This is a genomic window from Sideroxydans sp. (assembly GCF_054604835.1).
The window spans coordinates 235,548-257,465 of the sequence record NZ_JBTSFG010000001.1 but is presented as its reverse complement, the minus strand read 5'-3'; the positions used below and the strand labels follow the sequence as shown (position 1 = coordinate 257,465).

At 60.6% G+C, this 21,918-nt stretch carries 25 protein-coding genes; 8 read left to right on the top strand and 17 right to left on the bottom strand.

The features are described 5' to 3' along the window. Window position 1: 1 nt before the first annotated feature. The 6 genes from ACYCZ5_RS01330 to ACYCZ5_RS01305 all read right to left on the bottom strand — a co-directional run bounded on the left by ACYCZ5_RS01330 (window position 2) and on the right by ACYCZ5_RS01305 (window position 7,723). A complete protein-coding gene (locus tag ACYCZ5_RS01330; RefSeq protein ID WP_461542959.1) occupies window positions 2-1,213 on the bottom strand; it encodes an NnrS family protein in 1,212 nt (403 codons plus the stop codon). 17 nt (window positions 1,214-1,230) lie between these two features. Further along, window positions 1,231-3,480 carry a TonB-dependent receptor gene (locus ACYCZ5_RS01325; RefSeq protein WP_461542958.1) on the bottom strand — a complete coding sequence of 750 codons (2,250 nt, stop codon included), beginning with the start codon at window positions 3,478-3,480 and terminating at the stop codon, window positions 1,231-1,233. Between the two features lie 46 nt (window positions 3,481-3,526). Then, window positions 3,527-5,242, bottom strand: a complete 1,716-nt coding sequence (locus tag ACYCZ5_RS01320) for a cytochrome D1 domain-containing protein (RefSeq protein WP_461542957.1) — start codon at window positions 5,240-5,242, stop codon at window positions 3,527-3,529. Window positions 5,243-5,321: 79 nt separating this feature from the next. Further along, window positions 5,322-6,767 carry a cbb3-type cytochrome c oxidase subunit I gene (locus ACYCZ5_RS01315; protein WP_461542956.1) on the bottom strand — a complete coding sequence of 482 codons (1,446 nt, stop codon included), beginning with the start codon at window positions 6,765-6,767 and terminating at the stop codon, window positions 5,322-5,324. A gap of 2 nt (window positions 6,768-6,769) precedes the next feature. Next, entirely contained in the window at window positions 6,770-7,363 is a 594-nt protein-coding gene (locus ACYCZ5_RS01310) for a c-type cytochrome (protein ID WP_461542955.1), read from the bottom strand. Then, window positions 7,364-7,723, bottom strand: coding sequence for a hypothetical protein (locus ACYCZ5_RS01305; RefSeq protein WP_461542954.1), 360 nt, complete (start codon window positions 7,721-7,723; stop codon window positions 7,364-7,366). Window positions 7,724-7,899: 176 nt separating this feature from the next. Here ACYCZ5_RS01305 and ACYCZ5_RS01300 point away from each other — a divergent pair, with 176 nt between their 5' ends. The 8 genes from ACYCZ5_RS01300 (at window position 7,900) to ACYCZ5_RS01265 (ending at window position 14,132) form a co-directional block, all read left to right on the top strand. Beyond that, window positions 7,900-8,325 (top strand): RrF2 family transcriptional regulator, encoded by a 426-nt coding sequence (locus tag ACYCZ5_RS01300; protein WP_461542953.1) that lies wholly within the window; start codon window positions 7,900-7,902, stop codon window positions 8,323-8,325. Then, complete coding sequence (locus ACYCZ5_RS01295) at window positions 8,322-9,029, top strand: HPP family protein (RefSeq protein ID WP_461542952.1); 708 nt, start codon at window positions 8,322-8,324, stop codon at window positions 9,027-9,029. Before ACYCZ5_RS01300 ends, ACYCZ5_RS01295 begins: the two co-directional genes overlap by 4 nt. Before the next feature lie 2 nt (window positions 9,030-9,031). Then, entirely contained in the window at window positions 9,032-9,406 is a 375-nt protein-coding gene (locus tag ACYCZ5_RS01290) for a SirB2 family protein (RefSeq protein WP_461542951.1), read from the top strand. Between the two features lie 10 nt (window positions 9,407-9,416). After that, window positions 9,417-9,944 carry a hemerythrin domain-containing protein gene (locus ACYCZ5_RS01285; RefSeq protein ID WP_461542950.1) on the top strand — a complete coding sequence of 176 codons (528 nt, stop codon included), beginning with the start codon at window positions 9,417-9,419 and terminating at the stop codon, window positions 9,942-9,944. Further along, window positions 9,941-11,155, top strand: coding sequence for a TIGR03862 family flavoprotein (locus tag ACYCZ5_RS01280; protein ID WP_461542949.1), 1,215 nt, complete (start codon window positions 9,941-9,943; stop codon window positions 11,153-11,155). The genes ACYCZ5_RS01285 and ACYCZ5_RS01280 overlap by 4 nt, the downstream gene beginning before the upstream one ends. 80 nt (window positions 11,156-11,235) lie before the next feature. Next, window positions 11,236-11,757, top strand: coding sequence for a cytochrome b (locus ACYCZ5_RS01275; protein WP_461542948.1), 522 nt, complete (start codon window positions 11,236-11,238; stop codon window positions 11,755-11,757). Window positions 11,758-11,901: 144 nt separating this feature from the next. Further along, entirely contained in the window at window positions 11,902-13,845 is a 1,944-nt protein-coding gene (locus ACYCZ5_RS01270) for an ATP-binding protein (RefSeq protein ID WP_461542947.1), read from the top strand. A 62-nt stretch (window positions 13,846-13,907) separates the two neighbouring features. Continuing rightward, on the top strand, window positions 13,908-14,132 hold the full coding sequence (locus ACYCZ5_RS01265; RefSeq protein ID WP_461542946.1) for a DUF2798 domain-containing protein: 225 nt from the start codon (window positions 13,908-13,910) through the stop codon (window positions 14,130-14,132). Window positions 14,133-14,249: 117 nt separating this feature from the next. Here ACYCZ5_RS01265 and ACYCZ5_RS01260 read toward each other — a convergent pair whose 3' ends face one another. The 11 genes from ACYCZ5_RS01260 to ACYCZ5_RS01210 form a co-directional block, all read right to left on the bottom strand. Next, on the bottom strand, window positions 14,250-14,774 hold the full coding sequence (locus ACYCZ5_RS01260) for a disulfide bond formation protein B (protein WP_461542945.1): 525 nt from the start codon (window positions 14,772-14,774) through the stop codon (window positions 14,250-14,252). Next, a complete protein-coding gene (gene iscX, locus ACYCZ5_RS01255) occupies window positions 14,771-14,965 on the bottom strand; it encodes a Fe-S cluster assembly protein IscX (RefSeq protein ID WP_461542944.1) in 195 nt (64 codons plus the stop codon). Before iscX ends, ACYCZ5_RS01260 begins: the two co-directional genes overlap by 4 nt. Continuing rightward, window positions 14,962-15,306, bottom strand: a complete 345-nt coding sequence (gene fdx / locus ACYCZ5_RS01250) for an ISC system 2Fe-2S type ferredoxin (RefSeq protein WP_461542943.1) — start codon at window positions 15,304-15,306, stop codon at window positions 14,962-14,964. The genes iscX and fdx overlap by 4 nt, the downstream gene beginning before the upstream one ends. 1 nt (window position 15,307) lies before the next feature. Beyond that, on the bottom strand, window positions 15,308-17,173 hold the full coding sequence (hscA, locus tag ACYCZ5_RS01245) for a Fe-S protein assembly chaperone HscA (RefSeq protein ID WP_461542942.1): 1,866 nt from the start codon (window positions 17,171-17,173) through the stop codon (window positions 15,308-15,310). A 2-nt stretch (window positions 17,174-17,175) separates the two neighbouring features. Next, complete coding sequence (gene hscB / locus ACYCZ5_RS01240) at window positions 17,176-17,718, bottom strand: Fe-S protein assembly co-chaperone HscB (RefSeq protein ID WP_461542941.1); 543 nt, start codon at window positions 17,716-17,718, stop codon at window positions 17,176-17,178. After that, window positions 17,718-18,041 carry an iron-sulfur cluster assembly protein IscA gene (gene iscA / locus ACYCZ5_RS01235; protein WP_461542940.1) on the bottom strand — a complete coding sequence of 108 codons (324 nt, stop codon included), beginning with the start codon at window positions 18,039-18,041 and terminating at the stop codon, window positions 17,718-17,720. Before iscA ends, hscB begins: the two co-directional genes overlap by 1 nt. 9 nt (window positions 18,042-18,050) lie before the next feature. Next, window positions 18,051-18,467, bottom strand: coding sequence for a Fe-S cluster assembly scaffold IscU (gene iscU, locus ACYCZ5_RS01230; RefSeq protein WP_461542939.1), 417 nt, complete (start codon window positions 18,465-18,467; stop codon window positions 18,051-18,053). A 125-nt stretch (window positions 18,468-18,592) separates the two neighbouring features. Then, the gene (locus ACYCZ5_RS01225) at window positions 18,593-19,801 is read right to left on the bottom strand and encodes an IscS subfamily cysteine desulfurase (protein ID WP_461542938.1); all 1,209 of its coding nucleotides are present in this window, start codon (window positions 19,799-19,801) and stop codon (window positions 18,593-18,595) included. Between the two features lie 22 nt (window positions 19,802-19,823). After that, on the bottom strand, window positions 19,824-20,294 hold the full coding sequence (locus ACYCZ5_RS01220) for an Rrf2 family transcriptional regulator (RefSeq protein WP_461542937.1): 471 nt from the start codon (window positions 20,292-20,294) through the stop codon (window positions 19,824-19,826). Window positions 20,295-20,392: 98 nt separating this feature from the next. Further along, the gene (cysE, locus tag ACYCZ5_RS01215; RefSeq protein WP_461542936.1) at window positions 20,393-21,121 is read right to left on the bottom strand and encodes a serine O-acetyltransferase; all 729 of its coding nucleotides are present in this window, start codon (window positions 21,119-21,121) and stop codon (window positions 20,393-20,395) included. Continuing rightward, window positions 21,114-21,878: an RNA methyltransferase gene (locus ACYCZ5_RS01210; RefSeq protein ID WP_461542935.1), complete on the bottom strand. Its 765-nt coding sequence runs from the start codon at window positions 21,876-21,878 to the stop codon at window positions 21,114-21,116. Before ACYCZ5_RS01210 ends, cysE begins: the two co-directional genes overlap by 8 nt. Window positions 21,879-21,918 lie beyond the last annotated feature (40 nt).

The following is a 21,918-nucleotide window of genomic DNA, read 5'->3' as shown; positions in this document are numbered from 1 at the left end:
CTCAACCCGGTTGCCCGTCCGCGCGCGGACGCCAGTAGGCCGGCAGGTAGCGCCACACCCACGGGCCGAAGCAGGCCAGCCACAACAGTGTGGCGGCCAGATAGAGCCAGCTTGATTGCGCCGGCAACAGGTCGGCCGCGATGCGCAGCACCGCGGTGAGCTGGATGCCGGCGAACATCAGTTGGACCGGCGTGTCGATGGCGAACGGCAAGCCGGAGTGACCCAGCGTGACGCGCGTGCCCATGCCGATCACCAGCGTGGCATAGCAGCCTATGGTCAGCGCGTGCAGCGGTGCCAACCCGAGGATGAAACCGGTGCCGTCGTGCGTGAACAGCCACAGGCTTTGCACTGCGTACAGCAACATGGCGATGCCCAGCCAGGAAAATCCCACATGCAGCACGGCCAAGAGCGGGTTGCTGAAACTGCGACGGAAGCCCCACAGCCAGCTCAACGTGAGGGCAGAGAACGCCAGCGGCAGGTCTGCCAGCCACAACCAGGAAGACAAATTAAAAAATTCCAGCACGCCGTGCCCCAAGCTCATCGCCAATATGGCCCACCACGGCCAGAACGGGCGCGGCACTTCCTTTTGCTGCAGCGCGCTGGAGGTGAAGAACGGGATCATGCGGTGCGCCACGGTGGCGAACACCGGCAGCACGAAACCCCACAGTCCGGCACGCAGCGCGAGCTGCAGCGCTTCGTGCCTGCCGGTCACTTGCCAATACAGGAAGACCGCCAGCGCCAGCCAGCCGATGCTGAATGCAGCGAACAGCACGCTGGTATGGCGCTTGTCGCCGGGCCGTGTATCGCGCAGTACGCGCCAAAGTGCGTACAGTCCGCCGCCCCAGCCGACCAGCATGGATGCGCTCGCCAATATCAGCAACACAGGCGCGAAGAACAGCCCGGCATAGAACAGCAACACGCCAGCGAACATGAAGACGAAGGCCGGCACGTAGCGCTGCACGGGAATCTCGTTCCCCGCCATCCAGCGCGGAAAAGTGGTCATCAAGAAACCAAAGAAGAAGAACGGCAACATGCCGAACAGCAGCAGCCAGATATGGGCGGCGGTCGGGAACAGCGGCCAGCTCACGCTGTATTGCGGCAACAGATAACGGGTGCCCAGTTCGAACAGCCACCACGACATGGCGAGCAGGGTCTGCACGGCTCCGCCGAAAAACATGACACGATGAGGTGCTGCGATAAAACTTTTCAACATGATTACCTTCCAGTGGTTCAGTACGTAAAGCGAAGTTCGGCGCTCAGCGTGCGGCGCGGCAACAGGAAATAGGCATAGGCCTTGCGGTCGAACAGATTGTTGATGGCCAGACTGGCGCGGAGTTGTTTCGTGAGCGCGTAACCGGCACCGAGATCGACCAGGGTATGCCCGTCATAACTGCCCGGCACGCCCTCGACCACATCCGTATTCTGCGCCGTCCAGTACACATGGCTGACATGCCGCACTTCCAGTCGTCCGTCCCATGCGCCCTGCTGCGCCTTCAGCATGAGGCCAGCGATGCGCTCTGGCACATCGGTGAGACGTTTGCCGACGCTGGCCGGGTCGGCCGTGTTCTCCAGCATGCGGGTATCGATGCGCGCATAGTTCGCGCCCAGGGTGAGCCAGTTCGCCAGCCGTGTCTCCAACGCGAGCTCGACCCCGTTCACGCGCGCCCTTCCGGCATTGATACGCAGCGACTGCGTGGTGGACAACTGCTGCAGATAGATCAGCTCGCGCAACTCTGTCGAATACAACGTCGCACTCAGCTTGCTCTCCGCTTGTGGTCGCCAGTCCCCGCCGACTTCCCAGGTCGTGCCCTGCTCCGGCTGCAAGTCCGGATCGCCGGAGGTGGTGCGGCCACGGCTGGTGGAGGTGGTGTACAGATCCTGATGGGTGGGCGCGCGGAAAGAACGGCCATACGAAGTGCGCAGCGTCAGCGCCGGGTCGGGTCGATAGACAGCCGACAGCTTGGGACTGAAGGCGTCCACTGTGCGTTCCGCGTAGACGTTACTCACCGGCGTCGTGCCATTGCTAAAATTGTCGCCGCGCGTGCGCCATGAATCCCAGCGCCCGCCGAGATAGAGCGTGAGCTTGTCCGTCGCGCCATACTCGTCCTGCGCGAAGAGCGACCATGTGATGGACCGGCCGTGATAACCGCCGTTCACAGCGGTGACCGAGGAAGGGTCGCGCCATGCGGAGAGCGCGAGTAGATTCTGGTCCACCGCATCCTGATGCAGCGCCACACCGCTCACCATGAAATGGCGTTCCCCCAGCGGGAAGCTGAGTTGCACATTGCCATCCAGCGCATGGTTGGGCGTGTCGGCGAGCGTGCCGCTGCCGCTGTCCCATGTGGCGGTCGGGCTGGCCAGGGCATAGCGGTATTCGCGCACCATGCTCGCCAGTTCGGCTTTCAGCAGCATATCGTCGCCCAGCGTGCCGTCGTAACCGAGCCGATACTGCGAGCTGGCCTCGTGCAGCGGCTGGAAGGAGAACAGGGTGAAATCATAAGCGCTCAGCGCGACGCGCTCTCCATTGATATCCAGTGTGCCGCTACTGACTGTATCGCCCGCCGCATCGCGCAGGTAGGAATTGAACATCGTCTGGTGCTGATCGGTCTGCTGGTGGCTGATGGCGGTGTATAACGTCGAGCGCGCATCCAGCTCGTGGAACAGTTTGGCCGTGGCGTTCAGGGTGCGCCAAGGCGTCCTGCCGAGGTCACCCACCAGATAAGCCGGCGTGCCGTCGCGCGTGGTGATCGCCTGTGCACCGCTGACCGGGATGCCCGGTGTGCAGGGGGCTGGCGACGGCGGACACGAGGGCGACTTCACCACGAACTCGTTCACATAACTGGCGCGTTCCTGATAGCCCAGACCGGCGACGATGCCCCATTTTTCGTCCAGCCTGTTGCGCAGATACAGACTCGCATCCGTGCCCTGCGCATCGCCCCAGCCCTGACGGATGCGCACACTGTGTTCCTCGCGGTCCGGACGCTTGCTGATGATGTTGATCACACCGCCGATGGCATTGCTGCCATACAGGGCCGAGTAAGCACCTGGCACCACCTCGATGCGTTCGATGTCGTCGACGAACGGTACGCGCCAGTTCACCTTGCCCGACCCGGCATCCTGCAGCGGCTGCCCGTCCAGCAGCACCAGCGTCCTCGACTGGTCGATGCCGCGCAGCGACATGCTGCTCGTGCCCTGTGTGCCCTGCGACTGCCCGAGCGCACCGCCGCGCAGGTACAGGCTGGGCACCTGTTCCAGCGCATCGCCCAGGCGCGTCACATCCCGGTCGGCGATGTCATCCGCCGCCACCACGGTCACTGCCGCCGGCACGCGTTCCGCCGCGCTGGTGCTGCGGGTCGCCGTCACTACCAGTTCGGGCAGTATCTGCGTCTCCTGCGCCAGCGCCGGTGTGCAGCACACGACAGGCAACAAGCTGCAAAAGGCGATTCGTATTCGGGGGATGTGCATAGCGGTCTGTCTCATAAAAAAGGGCGGGGATCCCCCGCCCTTCTGGTTGTTTAAGGGCGGCTCAGTAGACGTCTTCCTGCGTGTTCCATATATTGAACTTGCCGGTCGGCGTGATCAGGCGCGGGTCGGTGATGACTGTCTTCACCTTGCGCGTCTTGTCGTCCATCACCACGATGGCCGACTGCTCATCCTTGCCGGCCCACAGCGAGAACCACACCTCGTCCCCTGCCTCGTTGTACTCGGCATGCACCACCCGCTTCACCAGCTTGCTCTCCGGCAGACCGGAAAGCTTGACCAGATTGAGCACCTCGGGGGCTTTGTTCAGATCGCCGATGTCGTAGATGGAGACCGACTCGGACAATTCCTTGTCCGGATTCAACGGTGCATCCGCCCACAGGTTCTTCGACTTGGGATGCGTCTTCACGAACAGCGAACCGGCACCGTGGTTCTTCAGCTCCTGCACAACTTTCCAGGCATATTTCTTGTGCTTCACCGGATCGGTGCCGATCAGCGTGATGACATCGGACCCCAGATGCGAGGTCGCCCACACCGGACCGTACTTGGCATGCACGAAGTTCGCCCCGCGCCCTGGATGCGGCTTGGGTGCGGTATCCACCAGCGCGGCCAGCTTGCCCAGCTTGGTATCTACCACCGCCACTTTGTTGGACGCGTTGGCCGCCACCAGGAAATAGCGTTTGGTCGAATCCCAGCCGCCGTCATGCAGGAACTTTGCCGATTCGATGGTGGTGGTCTTCAGGTTCTTGATGTCGGAATAATCCACCAACTGGATCATGCCGGTCTCTTTCAGGTTGATCACCCACTCCGGCTTGTGCGGCGTAGCCACGATGGACGCGACGCGCGGCTCCGGGTGGTATTCGCCGTCGACGGTCATACCGCGCGAGGATACGATCTTCAGCGGCTTGAGCGTGTCGCCCTCGGTGATCACGTATTGCGGCGGCCAGTAGGAGCCGGCGACGGCATACTTATCCTCGAACCCTTTGAACTTGGATGTCTCGACAGAACGCGCTTCGATGCCCACCTTGAGCGTTGCAACCACGGTCGGCTGCTTGTACCACATGTCGATCAGGTCCAGTTTCCCGTCACGGCCGATCACATACACATAACGACCCGAGGCGGAGACGCGCGAGATATGCACGGCGTAACCGGTCTTGACGATGCCCCAGATCTTCTTGGTGTCACCGTCGATGAGCGCAACCTCGCCCGCATCACGCAGGGTCACCGAGAACACGTTCTTCAGGTTGATCTTGTTCATCTGCTTCTTCGGGCGGTCCTGCGGCTTGACCACCAGCTTCCAGCTCTCGGTCATCTCCTTCATGCCCCACTCCGGCGGGATGGGCGGCTCCTGCTGCAGATAGCGTGCCATCAGGTCGACTTCCTGCTCGTTGAAATCACCCGAGGTCAGGAAGTTCGGCATGCCGCCGGGCGAACCGTAACCGATGAAGGCCTTGAGATATTCCGTGCCCTGGTTCAGCGTGGTCTCCGGCGTCAATGCCTTGCCGGTCGCGCCCTTGCGCAACACGCCGTGGCATCCCGCGCAGCGCTCGAAATAGAGCTGGCGCGCCTGATCGAACTCGGCCACGGTCATCGGCGGCGCCGAGGTGTTCGCGTTCTTGTGCATGAGTGCCGAGCCGACCGGCGAGGTGCCGGTATGGTGCGCGGCATCTTCCGCCGCGACGCGCGGTGCGGCCTGTGCCATGAACGGCAGCGCGGCCAGGACCGCCAGTGCCGCGAGTGTCTTGCCTGTGTACGTTCTCATCATCGTCTCCTGAAGTTGAATCTGTATCCGTTGCCATCGCGACGCTCCCTCACAAGGTGCGGGAGCGTCGTGTTGGCAGTTATGCTTCCGACTCAGCCGGCACCAGCGTGCGCTTCTCACCGCGACCTATGGTCATCAGGTCCCACACCAGCAACACGAAACCGACCGCGAACATCACACCGAACAGTTCGCGCCACCACATGCCCTGCGTGAACCACGGATGCGCCTGCGCGGCGAAGTAGCCTATCCAGCTGGAACCTTCGATGGCGCGTTCGATCTGCGACTGCACATAACCGGACACCAGCATGGAGATGGTCATGCCCACCATGCCCAGATTGAGCAAGCCCAGCGACCATTTCCACTTCCAGCCGTTACCCGGCAGATCGCCCGACATCCACACGCCGCCACGCCAGTGCTGTACGGCGAGGTAGAACATGGCGATGATGATGGTGGCGTAAGCACCGAAGAAGGCGAGGTGACCGTGCGAGGCGGACCATTGCGTACCATGGGTGTAAAGATTGATCTGCGGCAGCGTGTGCATGAAGCCCCACACACCGGCACCGAAGAAGTTGCCGAATGCGTGCGCGATCAGCCAGGCCATGGTCGGGTGGTTGGAGTTCTTGGCATGGCGTGCGCCCGCGTCGAACACCGCATGCACCACCATCGCCACCAGCGGGATGGGTTCCAGCGCGGAGAAGAAACCGCCGATGCTGAACCAGTATTCCGGCGTGCCGATCCAGAAGTAATGGTGACCGAGACCGAGGATGCCGGAGCCGAACATCAGCGCCACCTCGATGTACAACCAGGTCTCGACGATCTTGCGGCGCACACCCAGCACCTTCATCAGACCGTAGGCCATGATGCAGGCGACCATCACTTCCCAGGTCGCTTCCACCCACAGATGGATCACCCACCACCACCAGTATTGGTCGATGGAGATATTGGTGGTGTAGAACATGCCGGCCAGATAGATGCCGAACAGCGCCAGCATATCCAGCACCAGCACACCAGCGATGCCGGTGTAGCGACCTTTGGAGAAGGTGGCGGCGACGTTGTAGAACACCACCAGCACGCTGACCACGATACCGATGTCCGCCCAGCGCGGCGCCTCGATGTATTCGCGGCCCTCGTTGATCAGCCAGATGGTGGATTCCTTGCCCGGCCCGACCTGCACCAGCAGATAGACCAGCACCACCACGGTGACCGCCGAGGTGAGCACCCAGAAGATCAGGTTGCCGAGTTTCAGACCGACCACCTCATGCTGGGATTCCTCTTCCAGCAGCCAGTACACCGAGCCGAGGAAGCCGTACAGCATCCACACCACCAGCGCATTGATATGCACCATGCGGTTGACGCTGAAGTCGAGCACGCCGTACAGGAAGTCCGGCATCAGATATTGCAGTCCGGCCAGCAGGCCGAACAGCACCTGCGCGCCGAACAGGGTGATTGCGACGGTGAAATACTTCACCGCCAGTTTTTGCCCACCGTTCAGGTTGGCGCTGTCGCATATTCCTGGCATAGCCATGATCAATTCTCCTGTTCGATGGATTTGAAGTTATAGGGGAAGCCGTTGGTGTCGATACTGGACATCCATTTCAGGAAGGCCACCACACCGCGTGCTTCCTCGTCGGTGATACCGAGCTTCGGCATGCGACGCCCCATGCTGTTGTGCAGCTTGTCGGAAGGGTCCTTGATGAACTCGACCATCTGCACCTCGCGGATCTCGGAGGTTCCCCAGTACTGGTCCAGCCATGCCTTGGTCAGATCCGGCGCGTAGTAGGCGCCGTTGCCGAGCAGGGTGTGGCAGTTCATGCAGTTCTTGGCCTGCGTGGTCAGCTTGCCAAGTTTGACCAGCGCCTCGGCCTCCTCTTCGTTCAGCTCCTTGCCGAACAGTGGTTCCTTGACGCCGATCACCGGCACCTGCACGCGGCGCTGCTCGTCGAACTTGTATTCGATGCGGTGATTGATCACCGAATACGCCGGCACACGCGTCGTGCCCACACTTATCTGCGATATCGTATCCATCGTCAGCAGCATGAGCACAACGAACGAACCGCCCGTCACCCATATCGCCGTTTTGCGCCAGAACGATTCCGACGCCCACCATTGATTCGTCGCCATTTACGCCTCCTTAGTCATTGATTCAGGGATCACTTCCGTTACTGCATCTTTCTCCGCGCCCGCCGCATGCGTCCCCACACACAGATGCCAGATGCCGTGCGGTGCCAGCAGATAGCCCAGCAGCATGCACGCCACCACCGTCGCCCACAGCGGGTGCGACAGAAGGTTGGCGGCTTGCGCCAGGAACAGCGTGGAGACGGACAGGCCGGCATAGGCCAGATAGGCCAGCGGCATCAGCACCGGCATGGCGCGGATGCGCGCGTAGGCGAACAGCAGCGCGTACAGCGCGCCTAGCAGGATGACCATGGCCGAGGAAAAGAAGATGGTGAAGAAATCGGCAAGACCGGCCGGCTCAATCATGTTGCCCCCTTGTGCGGCGGATCGAGTGACCCGCCCTGTATCATTCAATGATTCACTGCGCGTCAATGTATTCCTGTTTTTTTAATTATGCAAGCGTTATGAATGTATTAATATTCGGCGTCACCGATAGCGGCTGCCCGCCTATAATCGCGCCGACCAAACAGGAGTGAATCGACATGCAACTCAACCTTTCCACCGACATCGCGCTGCGCACCCTGATCTATCTGGGTCAGAAGGGTGGGCCCGCCACCATCTCCGAAGTGTCCACTGCCTTCGGCATCGCAAAGACCCATTTGATGAAGGTGGCGATGACGCTGGTCGCGCAGGGGCTGGTGACCAGCGAGCGCGGCCGCAATGGCGGCATCCGCCTCGCGCGCGACGCCGCCAAGATACGCATCGGCGATGTGGTGCAGACTATGGAACCCAGCATGGCGCTGGTGTATTGCATGCGGCCTGACGCGACCGAAGCGGATTGCCCGCTGTTGCCCGGCTGCAAACTGAAGAAGACCTTCGGCAAGGCGCAAAAGGCGTTCCTGGCCTCGCTCAACGAAAGCACCCTGAGCGATCTGCTGCCAAGCAAACCCATCAAGGTGAAACCATGAACATCCCCGCCTTGCTAAGAGCGTTCGCCCCGCACCGCTCCCCCGCCCCGTTCGCCGAGCGCCTGCGTAGCGGCTTCGCCGGCGGACTGGGCATCTTCCTGCTGGCCTGGGCGCTGCACCTGTTGCCGCAGCCGGATCTTCCCCTGTTGCTATTAGGCTCGATGGCCGCGTCGGCAGTGTTGCTGTACGCGGTCCCGCATAGTCCGCTGGCACAGCCGTGGAACCTGATTGGCGGCCACCTGATCTCCGCGCTGGCCGGCTGGGTCACCATCAGCTTCGTGCATGACCCGCTGACTGCGGCCGGTGTCGCGGTGGGCAGCGCCATCTTCCTGATGTATGTGCTGGACTGCCTGCATCCGCCCGGCGCAGCCACCGCGCTGACGCTGGTGCTGGGCGCAACGCAGTTCCTGCAGATGGGCGCGGGCTGGACACTGACCATCGTTGGCGCCAATGCCTTCATCTCGCTGCTGCTGGCGTTGACCATCAACAACGCCCTGCCGCGCCGTCACTATCCGCAGGCACCTGCCGCACCGATCAAGCCACCACCGGCAATACGCGTGCTGCCCGAGCAGCAGGACATCGAATGGGCACTGGCGCAGGAAGACAGCATGCTGGACATCAGCGCGGATGACCTGACCGGCTTGTTCAACGAGGCACAGCGCCGCGCGCAATCCCGTTTCGAGGCCGCGACCCGCAAAGGCTGAGCATGTCCACGCTCAAACTCATCCATGTCAGCGCGATAGCCGTCAGTTTCGCGCTGTTCTTCCTGCGCGGCGTGTGGCTGTTGCGCGCCTCGCCCATCATGCAGCAGCGCTGGGTGAAGGTCGCCCCGCACAGCGTGGATACCGTGTTGCTCGTCAGCGCCATCGCACTCGCCTGGCAACTCGGCGTCACGCCGTTCAATTCCCCCTGGCTGACTGCAAAGATCGTTGCACTTCTGGTGTATATAGCGTTAGGCATGATGGCGTTCCGCTTCGCGCGCACGACTGCGCAGCGTCTCACCGCATGGTTGGGTGCGTTGCTCGTGTTCGGCTACATCGTGGCCGCCGCGATCACGCACGACCCGCTACTTACACTGTAAAGTCCGAACCATGAACGATCCATTCAACACCCCGGCCGCACCCGGCTTCGACGATCCGCTGGAGATGCTACAAGCCTGCCACGGCCGCATCACGGCACAGTGCGACACCCTGCAGAGACTGGTTGCGCACTTGCAGATGCAGGGCAACGACGAACAGGCCGGACAGGCGGCGCGCGCCATCCTGCGTTACTTCGATACTGCAGGCCAGCATCACCATCAGGATGAAGAGCAGGACTTGTTCCCCGCGCTGCTGGCCAGCGGCGACCCGTCCGCAGCCGCGCACATCGAACGTCTGCTGGGTGAACACACGCAGATGAACGATGCATGGCGGGCGTTGCGCCCCCTGCTGCTCGCCATCGCGGAAGACCGTTCCGACACGCTAGACAGCGGCGTGGCCGCGCGTTTCATCGACTGTTATGCGCGCCACATCGTGTTCGAGAACGGTACGCTGCTGCCGCTCGCCCAGACCTTGCTGGATGATGCCGCTTTGCAGCGCATCGGACGCAACATGGCAGCACGGCGCGGCGTGACGCCATGAATGGGGCGCGTGTCGCGATCATCGGTGCCGGCCCCGCCGGACTGATGGCCGCCGAAGTGCTGTCGCAACGCGGCCTGCAAGTCGATGTCTACGACGCCATGCCCAGCGTGGCGCGCAAGTTCCTGATGGCAGGCAAAGGCGGCATGAACATCACCCATGCCGAACCGTTCGAGGATTTTCTGACGCGCTACGGCGCACGGCGCGAACAGATCGCACCGCTGCTGCAAGCCTTTCCGCCGCAGGCGCTGCGCGACTGGATACACGGTCTCGGTGTCGAGACCTTCGTCGGCACCTCCGGCCGCGTGTTCCCCAAAGAGATGAAAGCCGCACCGCTGCTGCGCATCTGGTTGCACCGGCTACGCGAACACGGTGTGCGCTTCCACATGCGCCATCGTTGGCTGGGCTGGGATGCAGCGGGCGCGCTGCGTTTCGCCACCGTGGACGGCGAACACAGCCTAACGGCCGATGCCGTGGTGCTGGCACTGGGTGGCGCAAGCTGGCCGCAGCTCGGCTCGGACGGCGCATGGACGGCGCAGCTGGCACAGCGCGGCATCACCATTGCCCCGCTGCGCCCAAGCAACTGCGGCTTCGAAGTCGCGTGGAGTCCACACTTCCGCGAGCGCCATGCGGGCGAGCCGCTGAAATCAGTGGTCGCCGAATTCGGTGCGATGCGCAAACAGGGCGAATGCATGATCGATGCGCACGGCATCGAAGGCGGATTGATCTACGCGCTGTCGGCCGCGTTGCGCGACGAGGTCGAAGCAAACGGCCATGCCACGCTGCATCTCGACCTGTTGCCGGACTTGACACCGGAGCGCATAGCAAAAGAGGTCGCGCATCCGCGCGGCTCGCGTTCGCTCTCCAGCCATCTGCAAAGCCGCCTCGGATTGAAAGGCGCGAAGGCCAATCTGCTGCGCGAAGTGTTGAGTGCCGAACAGATGCAGGATACGAAACTGCTGGCGCAGACCCTCAAAAAACTGCCGCTGCACCTCACCGCGACGCGCCCGCTGGCCGAAGCAATCAGCACGGCAGGCGGTGTGTGTTTCGAAGAAGTAGATGCGAAGCTGATGCTGCGCAAGCTGCCCGGCGTGTTCGTCGCCGGCGAGATGCTGGACTGGGAAGCACCCACCGGTGGCTACCTGTTGTCAGCTTGTTTCGCCAGCGGCCATGCCGCAGGGAACGGCGTGTCGCGCTGGCTGCAAAGGCCCTGATCGTTACAGGGCTGTGACAGTTTCCGGGGAATTGCTGCGCTACAATGCTCGCCGTCTTTTTCACACATCAAGGATCGATAATGAAGCAATACAGCAAACGCATCGCACTGTTCCACTGGATCATCTTCGCACTGGTGTGCATCGCTTTCTATCTGGGCCATGAGCTGCATGAATCGCAGAACGGGGCAGAGAAACTGTCCATGTACCCGGTGCATTTCCTGATCGGCGATCTGGTTCTGCTGCTCACCCTGATCCGTCTCTACTTCCGCAAGAAGGACGGCGAACCCGCTCCCGCCAACGCCAACCCGCTGCTGAACAAGGTCGCCGCCGCCACCCACAAGCTGCTCAACCTGTCGGTGATCGCCGTGGTCATCTCCGGCATCACCACCGCCGCCACCTCGGGCGTGATCGAAGCATTGAAGACTGGCAACGCCGAACTGATCCCCGATTTCAAAACAGTGGCAGCCAAGGAATTCCACGAGATGTTCATCGCCGTGATGATGCTGCTGATCGTTTTCCACGTCGCGGCCGCGCTGTATCACCAGTTCATCGTCAAGGACAACCTGCTGCGCCGCATCATGGTGAGGCGTTTCGAAGACTGAATACCCTCAAGGCGGTCGATTTCCGCGACCGCCTTGAGCTGATTTTGTAAGCCATTGATTGATAGACCTGGCTTTCTGCATCAGAATGGCACTGCAAGTCATTTCTTCAGCCACGCTGAATAACTGTCATGGTGCAACCGTTCTATGTCTTCTGATGAACACGACACTCCAAATACGCCTGCTGACGCCTTGAGCAAAGATGGGCTTCTGCGCGCGTCATTTGCCGCCATGTCGGAAGGCATGGCGATCCATCGACTGGTTCGGGACGCCGACGGAAAGGCCGTTGACTACCTGATCCTCGATGTGAACGATTCATTCGAGCGGCAGACAGGTTTGCACAAGGATACGGTCAAGGGAATACTGGCCTCCATCGCTTACGGTACAGGCACGGCTCCGTTTCTGGACATCTATTCCAGAGTGGCGCAAACAAAGCAGCCGGCCAAGTTCGAGCAGTACTTCCCGCCGCTGGGGAAACATTTCCTGATCAACGTGTTCTCGCCCGACAAGGATTGCTTCGTCACGATCTTTGAAGACATCACCAACCGGAAAGAAGCCGAGAAGACCCTGTACGAAAGCAAGGAGCATTTCCGCCGCCTGGCCGAGGACATGCCGCTGTTTGTCGTGACCTTCCTGCCGGACGGCACCCTGACCTTTGCCAACTCGGCCATCGCAAGATCCGCCAATATCGCGGCGAAAGAACTGATTGGCATGAACTTCTACGATTTCCTGTCAGATGACGACCGGAAAATGGTTCGTACGCGCCTCAACTCGCTCACTCCGGATAGCCCGATCGAATCCCACCTGCAGCAATACCGGACAGAGGACGGGACACCTATCTTCCATCAATGGACCAACCGCGCGTTCTTTGACACCCACGGCAAAGTGACCGGCTTCCAGGCGGTGGGCGAAGACATCACCCAGCGCAAAGAATCCGAGCACGCACTCGCGGCTTTGATGCAAAAGCTGGAACAGAAGGAGCTGGCCAAATCCCGCTTCCTTGCCGCCGCGAGTCACGATCTGCGGCAGCCGCTGGCAGCCGCCAATCTGTTCATCGATGCGCTCCGGCTTTCCAAGCCCACTGCGGAGCAGGAGCGGGTCATCATGCGTTTGACCCAAACCATGTCCAGCTTCAATGAGCTGCTTGATGCCCTGCTCAATGTTTCCAAACTGGATGCGGGCATGATCAAACCGTCCTTCACTCCGATCGAGGTCGCCGAGATATTCTCATGGCTGGAGCAGAGTTTCGAGCCGCTGGCGCGCGACAAAGGGTTGGGATTCAGGCTGTTCTTCCCGACTACGAAGCCGGCGCTGGTTCGCGCCGATTTCGATCTTCTCAAGTCGGTACTGATGAATCTCGTTTCCAATGCGATCAAATTCACCCCCGCCGGGAATGTCCTGATCGGCGCACGCAAGCGCGGCGGCAATATGCTGTTCCAGGTATGGGACACGGGCGTTGGCATACCGAACGACCAGTTGGTGCACATCTTCGACGAGTTCTATCAAGTCAACAATCCGCAGCGTGACCGGACACGCGGAGTCGGACTGGGATTGGCCATCGCCAAGCGGGCGCTGGCGCTGTTCGACGGCGCGATCACCTGCCGATCGATCCCGGAACGCGGCTCGGTCTTCGAATTCAGCCTGCCGCTGACCGGTGCCTCGGTTGTTGTGAGCAAGCATGTCGAGATCACCCCATCCGATATCTACAGTACTGATGAATCATTTGCCAGTGGCAAGCATTTCGTCGTGATCGAGGACGAGGGCATGGTTGCCGAAGCGCTCAAGGGATTACTGGAGAGTCTGGGCGGACAGGTGCACTGCTTTGCTAGTGCGGAAGAAGCACTCATCGACCCCAATGCCGGACGAGCCGATTATTACATCGTGGATTTCATGCTGGCTGGAAAGCTCAACGGCATCGAGCTCCTGAACCAGTTGCGGCCGCAACTAGCCAGACCTATCCGAGCCGTGCTGATGACCGGCGACACATCCAGCAGCTTCATCAGGAGCGCAGTCGATTGCGACTGGCCCATCCTGCACAAACCGGTGCATCTGTCCAAACTGGTCTCCAGCCTCAAAGCACAAGCACACTGAAGCTATCGACTTCTGACAGCCGCTCGAATCATTGGAATGTTGGAAACAAGGAAAGCGCAACAATGAAGATACCCGCCCGCTATAGCCACATCCTGTTCGGCGCCCTGCTCTCGCTCATCATGGTGAGCATCATCTCGGCCACCGTGGTACTCATCAATCAGGGCTACGACCCTGAGTTCTTCGCGCGCTGGTTCAAAGGCTTCGCCACCGCCTGGCCCATCGCCTTCCCCACTGTGCTGTTCGTTGCTCCGTTTGTGCGGAGGGTGGTGGCGAAGGTTACTGTTTGAGACGGCAGATTGCCGCGTTTCGCTTAGGCAAGCGCGTAGGATGGGTTGAGCATAGCGATACCCATCCTACGGTTGCTCCATAAGTAAAAAGGGCACCATACGGCGCCCTGTCTTGAATCAGAGTGATCCGCCTGCGGGCGGTTTTTTCATGGCGATGTAGATGGCCCACGCACCGAGCAGCACGTACCAGATGAGCGACCACTCGGGGATGCCGAGGGTGAGGAAAGTCCAGCCCTTCTCCGCGCATTCTCCGGAGCCGTGCATCAGCTCCTGCCACACTTCGGCCAAGGGGAAGTTCTGCAACATGTAATCGAGGCCGGGGCCGCAGGCGGGCACTTGATCCTTGGGCAGGTTCTGCAACCAGATATGGCGCGAGGCGGTGGCTACGCCGCCCAGTGCGAACAAGGCGATCAGACCGGAGTAGATGCGCGCGCCGAGGCGCAGCGGATGATGCAAGGCGGCCACGAAGAACAGCACGCCGATGACGATGAAGATCACACGTTGCAACATGCACAGCGGGCACGGCTCTTCGCGCAGCACGTATTGCAGAACCATCGCCGCACTGAACAACCCGGCCACCACCACGGCACCGCTCAGGAACAACCAGCGATTGGAAAGTGCGTTGAGGCGTTGCAGCATCATTCCGCCTCTTCGATCCACGTAGCCTGAATGGCTTCCAGCACTTTCTCGCCGCCGCGGCTGTGGTCGTCGTCGAAACCGTCCAGTTCGACCACATAGTTATGCAGGTCGACGAAATTCACTTTGAGCGGGTCGACATCGGGATGTTTCTCGGTCAGTGCGATCGCGATGTCGCGCACGTCTATCCATTTCATTTATGCCCCCCTTCTTTCGCCATATTGATCGAGTATTTCGGGATCTCGACCACCAGCGGCGCATCGGCGACGATGGCCTGACAGCTCAACCGAGAGTTGCCTTCCAGCCCCCAGGCTTTGTCCAGCATATCTTCTTCCAGCTCGGTCGCTTCTTCCAGACTGTTGAAACCTTCGCGCACGATGACGTGACAGGTGGTGCAGGCGCAGGATTTTTCGCAGGCATGCTCGATCTCGATGCCGTTCTCCAGCAAAGCGTCGCAGATTGAGGTGCCCGGCGCGGCGTCGAACAGGGTGCCCTTGGGGCAAAGCTCTTCATGGGGCAATACAATGATTTGAGTCATATCAACTTTCCAGATCGGACATCTTGTGTCCTTTTAACGCACCCGACACGCTCTTGTCCATGCGTGCTTGTGCGAACGGCAACGTCGCCTGATTCAGTGCTTCCACCGCACGCTTGATCGGGGTCTGGTCTACACCTTCCAGCAGGAAACGCACGCCTTCCATGCTGGCGCGGATGGCCGCGATGCCGTCGGCGTCGAGCAAAGCGCCATCTTCCTGCAAGGCGTTCTCCACCGCTTCCAGCAACTGGCGCGCCTCGACCTGCTGTTCGCGCAGGGCACGGGCCTGCATGTCGTCTTTCGCATGCTGCGCAGAGTCTTTCAGCATCTGTGTGATCTCTTCGTCACTCAGGCCGTAGGAAGGCTTCACCGCGATGCTGGATTCGTGACCGCTGATCATCTCGCGCGCAGATACGCTCAGCAGTCCGTCGGCGTCCACCTGGAAGGTGACGCGGATGCGGGCCGCACCGGCCACCATGGGCGGGATGCCGCGCAGCTCGAACTGCGCCAGCGAGCGGCAATCGCTCACCAGTTCGCGCTCGCCCTGCATCACGTGGATGCTCATCGCGGTCTGACCGTCCTTGTAGGTGGTGAACTCCTGCGCCCGCGCGGTGGGGATGGTGCTGTTGCGCGGGATGATCTTCTCTGTCAGACCGCCCATGGTCTCGATGCCGAGCGACAGCGGGATCACGTCCAGCAGCAGCCAGTCGTCGGCACTGCGGTTGCCCGCCAGCACATTGGCCTGGATGGCCGCACCCAGCGCAACCACCTTGTCCGGATCGAGATTGGTAAGCGGTGTCTGTTTGAAATATTCGGCCACGGCGCGTTGCACCTGCGGCATGCGCGTGGAGCCGCCCACCATCACCACGCCCTGCACTGCGTCCACCCCCAGCCCGGCATCTCGCAAAGCTTTGCGCGTCGGCTGCATGGTGCGCGCCAGCAGGTTCTTGGTCATGTCGTAGAACGTATCGCGCGTCAGCGTCACGTCCACCAGTTCGCCGCCACTCAACACGGCGGTGATCTGCGCCTGCAGGTTATCGGTCAGTTGTTCCTTGGCAGTGCGCGCATGGGTCAGCAACAGGCGCACATCGTTGACGCCGAGCTGCGACAAGCCGGCCTGTTCCAGCACCCAGCAATAGATGCGCTGGTCGAAATCGTCGCCGCCCAATGCCGAATCGCCGTTGGTCGCCAGCACTTCGAACACGCCTTTGGACAGACGCAGGATGGAGATATCGAAGGTACCGCCGCCAAGGTCGTACACCGCGTACACACCTTCCGAGGCGTTATCCAGACCGTAGGCGATGGCCGCTGCAGTCGGTTCGTTCAACAGGCGCAATACAATCAGACCGGCCAGCTTGGCTGCATCCTTGGTGGCTTGACGCTGCGCATCGTCGAAATAGGCAGGCACGGTGATCACCGCGCCAACCAGCTCGCCGCCCAGCGAACGCTCGGCACGGTCGCGCAACACTTTCAGTATCTCTGCAGAGACTTCGACCGGGCTCTTCACACCGCCTGCGGTACGCAGTTGCAGCATGCCGGGCGTGTCCACGAAACGGTATGGGAGATCGACCACATCGCCGACATCCTTCAAGCCGCGCCCCATGAAACGCTTCACCGACACGATGGTGTTCTGCGGATCTTCGCTTTGCACAGCCTGCGCAGCCATACCGACCTGCAGCGAGCCGTCGGCCAGATAGCGCACGACCGATGGCAGCAATGCGATGCCTTCATCGTCGTTGAGCACCACGCTGATGCCGTTGCGCACGGTGGCAACGAGTGAGTTGGTGGTGCCGAGGTCAATACCGACTGCCAGTCGATGCTGGTGCGGTGCGGCGGAAAGACCCGGCTCGGAGATTTGCAGCAATGCCATGTTCAGGAATCCAGCTCGTCGTAGGCGTCAGCGATCTCTTCCGCCAGTTTTTCAAGGAAGCGCAATTTTCGCACAGTGCCGGCAGCGGCGACGAACTCATGTGTGGTGTCGAGCTGTTCGGCCAGCCGCTGTTGCAAGTTGCGCGTCTCGTTGCGTGCCGTGTCGGCCAATACATCCAGTGCATCGATGTCTTTAGCAGCGATGGCGTCCTGCAAGCCTTCGCGCCATTCCATCTGCTGCATCAGGAAGTCCATCGGCATCGCGGTGTTGTTCTCTTCCTGCGTGTCGACACCGTGCAGCGTCAGCAGATAGCGGCCGCGTTTGAGCGGATCGCGCAGGGTCTGATACCCCTCGTTGACGCGCGTCGCCCATTGCATGGACAGACGCTTCTCGGCATCGGAGAGGTGGGAGAACTTGTCGGGATGGACTTGCGATTGCAGCTCGCGATAACGTTGGTCGAGCGCGGCGTTATCGAGCAGGAAGCTGCGGGGAAGTGAGAAAACGGTGAAGAAGTCTTGCTGGAGATCGACTGCCGGAGCGCTCATCACACTGTAAAGCTTTCTCCACACCCGCACGCATCCTTCACGTTCGGATTGTTGAATTTGAAGCCTTCGTTCAAACCTTCGCGCGTGTAGTCCAGTTCCATGCCGTCGATGTACGGCAGGCTTTGCGGATCGACCAGCACGGTCACGCCGTTGCTGACGAACTGCAGGTCTTCGTTCTCTGCCGCATCGGCGAATTCCAGCTTGTATGCCATACCGGAACAACCGCTGGTGCGCACACCGATGCGCAGGCCGACGCCCTTGCCGCGTTTGACCAGGAAATTCTGCACATGCTTGGCCGCGTTCTCAGTCAACGAGATGCTCATCTTCAACTCCTACTTGTTCGCGTTGCAGGCCGCTGCTTCGACGTTCGCGCCGTGCTTGGCCTTGTAGTCCGCCACGGCCGCCTTGATCGCGTCTTCCGCGAGGATGGAACAGTGGATCTTCACCGGCGGCAATGCCAGTTCTTCGGCGATGTGCGTGTTCTTGATGGCGAGCGCCTGATCGACGGTCTTGCCCTTGACCCACTCGGTCACCAGCGAGCTCGACGCGATGGCCGAACCGCAACCGTAGGTCTTGAACTTCGCATCTTCGATCACGCCGTCCTTGCCCACCTTGATCTGCAACTTCATCACGTCGCCGCAAGCCGGTGCACCGACCATGCCGGTGCCGACCATCTCGTCGTCCTTGTTCATGGACCCGACGTTGCGAGGGTTCTCGTAGTGATCCAGTACTTTTTCGCTGTATGCCATTTTGTGCTCCTTAAGTTTCTTCAGAGAACTGATGATTTGTCTGTCTGGCAAGGCGGAGGGCCGCGCCGTTTACTCTAGTAAACAAGCAGCCCGACAACGCTGCCAGGCAGACAAAGGGCAGTTCTCTAATGTGCCGCCCACTTGATAGTATTCAGGTCGATGCCGTCCTTGTACATATCCCATAAGGGGGATAGGTCACGTAGTTTGGCGATCTTGTCCTGCAATAGCTTCACTACATAATCCACTTCTTCCACAGTGGTAAAACGTCCCACGGTGAAACGGATGGAGCTGTGTGCCAGTTCGTCGTTACGCCCCAGGGCGCGCAATACGTAGGAAGGTTCCAGACTGGCCGAGGTACAGGCCGAGCCGCTGGATACCGCGACATCTTTCACCGCCATGATCAGCGATTCGCCTTCGACGAAGTTGAAGCTGACGTTCAGGTTGTGCGGCACGCGCGCTTCCATATCGCCGTTCAGATAGACCTCTTCCATGCTGGACAGGCCCGCCCACAGACGGTCACGCAACATGCGGATGCGTTCGTTCTCGGCGGCCATCTCTTCCTGTGCGATGCGGAACGCTTCACCCATGCCGACTATCTGGTGTGTCGCCAGTGTGCCGGAACGGAAACCGCGCTCGTGACCGCCACCATGCATCTGTGCTTCCAGGCGCACGCGCGGTTTGCGCTGCACATACAAGGCACCGATGCCCTTGGGGCCGTAGGTCTTGTGCGCGGAAAAACTCATCAGGTCGACCTTCAGCTTCTGCAGGTCGATGCCGACCTTGCCGGTCGCCTGTGCCGCATCGACATGAAACAGGATGCCTTTGCTGCGGCACAGTTCGCCGATGGCTTCGATGTCCTGCACCACGCCGATCTCGTTGTTGACCAGCATCACCGAGACGATGATGGTATCGGGACGCAGCGCCGCTTTCAGTTTTTCCAGATCGACCAGGCCGTTCGGCTCGGGATCGAGATAGGTTGCGGAGAAACCCTGCCGCTCCAGTTCGCGCACAGTGTCGAGCACAGCCTTGTGCTCGGTCATCACGGTCACGATGTGCTTGCCCTTGTCTTGGTAGAAATGTGCCGCGCCCTTGATGGCGAGGTTGTTCGACTCGGTCGCGCCCGAAGTCCACACGATCTCTTTCGGGTCGGCGTTCACCAAGGCTGCCACCTGTGCACGTGCACGCTCAACCGCCTCATCCGCCGTCCAGCCGAAGGAGTGCGAGCGCGAAGCCGGATTGCCAAACTTCTCGGTCAGGTAGGGGATCATGGCCTCGGCCACACGCGGGTCTACCGGCGTGGTGGCCGAGTAATCCATGTAGATAGGCAGTTGCATGGGTTTAGCTTCCTTTTTTATATCAGACAGCTGCGGTCGCCGAGGCTGCCCCGCGCGTCATGCGGATCGGAGATCCTTCGTCTTTCTTGCTCAGTTCGCCGTCGGCCAGCTGTTGCAGATTGACCTGTTGCAGGTACTCATAGATGCGCTCGCTCAAACCGAACCACAGGTCGTGCGTGGAACACGGCTTGCCGTCCTTGCAGTTGCCTTGACGGTCGCAGTTGGTGGCATCCAGCGGCTCATCCACTGCTACCACGATGTCGGCGATGGTGATCTTGCTGGCGGGGCGCGCCAGACAGTAACCGCCGCCCGGGCCGCGCACGCTGGCGACCACGTTGTTCTTGCGCAGCTTGGCGAACAATTGTTCCAGATACGACAGCGAGATCTGCTGGCGTTCGCTGATCGCAGCCAGTGTGACCGGGCCTTTGCCGCCGCGCTGGGTCAGATCGACCATTGCCGTTACTGCGAAACGTCCTTTAGTTGTCAGGCGCATGTTGTTTCTCTCCTCAGAATGTCAGACCTACTCGCTCAAGCCATCCCACCGCAATGAAATGACCCCCTCTGAAAAGAATCATAGGATACCCGAGAGTTTTAATCAACTATCTTGTTCAGGTAGTTCGGATCGAACTTGTCGGCGGTCGCCTGCTCGTCTTCCATACGCACGCCAAGCTTCTCTAATTGTTGAAGAATATGCTCGATACGTTGATCGACTGTTACGCTGTGACCGATCAAGCCATGCAGGGCTTTGGCAACCGGGTCGTTCTGGTCAGAGCTGATGCCGTAGGCGTTGAATCCAGTGGTTTTTTTCGCGTCATCCAGCACACGCGCCGGGATTCCCGCCGCCGTCGCCCCGGCCGGCACATCTTTCACCACCACGGCGTTGGAGCCGATCTTGGCATTCGCACCAATATGGATGGGGCCGAGGATCTTGGCCCCCGCGCCCACCACCACGCCGTTACCCAATGTCGGGTGGCGCTTGCCTTCTTTCCAGGATGTACCGCCCAGCGTCACGCCGTGATACAGCGTCACATCGTCACCGATGTCGGCCGTCTCGCCGATCACCACCCCCATACCGTGGTCGATGAAGAAGCGGCGGCCGATGGTCGCACCGGGATGGATCTCGATACCGGTGAACCAGCGTGCGAAATGCGAAACGAAGCGCGCCATCCATTTAAGACCGGCATGCCACAAGGTATTGGAAAGACGATGGAAGATGCGCGCGTGCAGCCCCGGATAGCAGGTCAGCACCTCGAACGTGGTGCGGGCGGCGGGATCGCGGGCGAATACGCTGGCGATGTCTTCACGGATATTCTTAAACATCTGGATGCTCTTCCTGATAACGCTTCCTGAGGCGCGCATTGTACTCGGTCGTCACGCTCAGGATACCGCGCAGCAGGTTGACCTCCTCATCTTCCAGCCGAGTACGCGAGAACAAGCGGCGCAGACGGCGCATCAATCGCTCCGGGTTCTGCGTGGTGAAGAAGCCGATCTCGCCCAGCGTCTTTTCAAGATGTTCGTACAGGCCTTCCACGCGTTCATGCGTCGCCGGGTTGATCTCCGGCAAGGCGGGCTGGAATGAAGATGCCGCCACGCTCAACTCATAAGCCATCAACTGCACGGCGGACGCCACGTTGAGCGAAGAGAACTCGGGATTGGCCGGAATGTTCACGCCCAGCTGGGCACGGCCCATCTCGTCATTGGTCAGACCGGACATCTCGGTGCCGAACAGCAAAGCCACCGGCCCGGCGGATGCTTCCTGTATCACCTGCGGTGCCGCCTCGCGCGGCGTCTGCACCTCGATAGAGATGTCGCGCAAGCGCGCCGTCATCGCCACGGTGTACACCACGCCCTGCAAAGCCTCGTCGATGGACCCGCAAACCACGGCATTCTCAAGGATGTCGTCCGCACCGGAAGCCATGGCACTGGCCTGTGCATCAGGGAAGAAACGCGGATTGATAAGGTATAGACGGCTCAAACCCATCACTTTCATCGCCCGCGCCGCCGCACCGATATTGCCCGGATGGGAGGTGTGGCTGAGCACCACACGAACATTACTTAAAGGATTAGGTTTATTCAAAAGGCAATACCAACTAAAATGCGGGCCGGATTTCCCCAGC

Excerpts from the sequence above, each read along its gene's own strand:
- ACYCZ5_RS01280 (WP_461542949.1), top strand. The coding sequence starts at position 9,941 with ATGAATGGGGCGCGTGTCGCGATCATCGGTGCCGGCCCCGCCGGACTG.
- ACYCZ5_RS01225 (WP_461542938.1), bottom strand. The coding sequence starts at position 19,801 with ATGCAACTGCCTATCTACATGGATTACTCGGCCACCACGCCGGTAGAC.
- iscA (WP_461542940.1), bottom strand. The coding sequence starts at position 18,041 with ATGAGCATCTCGTTGACTGAGAACGCGGCCAAGCATGTGCAGAATTTC.
- ACYCZ5_RS01330 (WP_461542959.1), bottom strand. The coding sequence starts at position 1,213 with ATGTTGAAAAGTTTTATCGCAGCACCTCATCGTGTCATGTTTTTCGGC.
- cysE (WP_461542936.1), bottom strand. The coding sequence starts at position 21,121 with ATGTTTAAGAATATCCGTGAAGACATCGCCAGCGTATTCGCCCGCGAT.
- ACYCZ5_RS01325 (WP_461542958.1), bottom strand. The coding sequence starts at position 3,480 with ATGAGACAGACCGCTATGCACATCCCCCGAATACGAATCGCCTTTTGC.
- hscA (WP_461542942.1), bottom strand. The coding sequence starts at position 17,173 with ATGGCATTGCTGCAAATCTCCGAGCCGGGTCTTTCCGCCGCACCGCAC.
- fdx (WP_461542943.1), bottom strand. The coding sequence starts at position 15,306 with ATGACTCAAATCATTGTATTGCCCCATGAAGAGCTTTGCCCCAAGGGC.
- hscB (WP_461542941.1), bottom strand. The coding sequence starts at position 17,718 with ATGAGCGCTCCGGCAGTCGATCTCCAGCAAGACTTCTTCACCGTTTTC.
- ACYCZ5_RS01265 (WP_461542946.1), top strand. The coding sequence starts at position 13,908 with ATGAAGATACCCGCCCGCTATAGCCACATCCTGTTCGGCGCCCTGCTC.
- ACYCZ5_RS01315 (WP_461542956.1), bottom strand. The coding sequence starts at position 6,767 with ATGGCTATGCCAGGAATATGCGACAGCGCCAACCTGAACGGTGGGCAA.
- ACYCZ5_RS01285 (WP_461542950.1), top strand. The coding sequence starts at position 9,417 with ATGAACGATCCATTCAACACCCCGGCCGCACCCGGCTTCGACGATCCG.
- ACYCZ5_RS01220 (WP_461542937.1), bottom strand. The coding sequence starts at position 20,294 with ATGCGCCTGACAACTAAAGGACGTTTCGCAGTAACGGCAATGGTCGAT.
- ACYCZ5_RS01305 (WP_461542954.1), bottom strand. The coding sequence starts at position 7,723 with ATGATTGAGCCGGCCGGTCTTGCCGATTTCTTCACCATCTTCTTTTCC.
- ACYCZ5_RS01320 (WP_461542957.1), bottom strand. The coding sequence starts at position 5,242 with ATGAGAACGTACACAGGCAAGACACTCGCGGCACTGGCGGTCCTGGCC.
- ACYCZ5_RS01260 (WP_461542945.1), bottom strand. The coding sequence starts at position 14,774 with ATGATGCTGCAACGCCTCAACGCACTTTCCAATCGCTGGTTGTTCCTG.
- iscX (WP_461542944.1), bottom strand. The coding sequence starts at position 14,965 with ATGAAATGGATAGACGTGCGCGACATCGCGATCGCACTGACCGAGAAA.
- ACYCZ5_RS01310 (WP_461542955.1), bottom strand. The coding sequence starts at position 7,363 with ATGGCGACGAATCAATGGTGGGCGTCGGAATCGTTCTGGCGCAAAACG.
- iscU (WP_461542939.1), bottom strand. The coding sequence starts at position 18,467 with ATGGCATACAGCGAAAAAGTACTGGATCACTACGAGAACCCTCGCAAC.
- ACYCZ5_RS01295 (WP_461542952.1), top strand. The coding sequence starts at position 8,322 with ATGAACATCCCCGCCTTGCTAAGAGCGTTCGCCCCGCACCGCTCCCCC.
- ACYCZ5_RS01270 (WP_461542947.1), top strand. The coding sequence starts at position 11,902 with ATGTCTTCTGATGAACACGACACTCCAAATACGCCTGCTGACGCCTTG.
- ACYCZ5_RS01275 (WP_461542948.1), top strand. The coding sequence starts at position 11,236 with ATGAAGCAATACAGCAAACGCATCGCACTGTTCCACTGGATCATCTTC.
- ACYCZ5_RS01290 (WP_461542951.1), top strand. The coding sequence starts at position 9,032 with ATGTCCACGCTCAAACTCATCCATGTCAGCGCGATAGCCGTCAGTTTC.
- ACYCZ5_RS01300 (WP_461542953.1), top strand. The coding sequence starts at position 7,900 with ATGCAACTCAACCTTTCCACCGACATCGCGCTGCGCACCCTGATCTAT.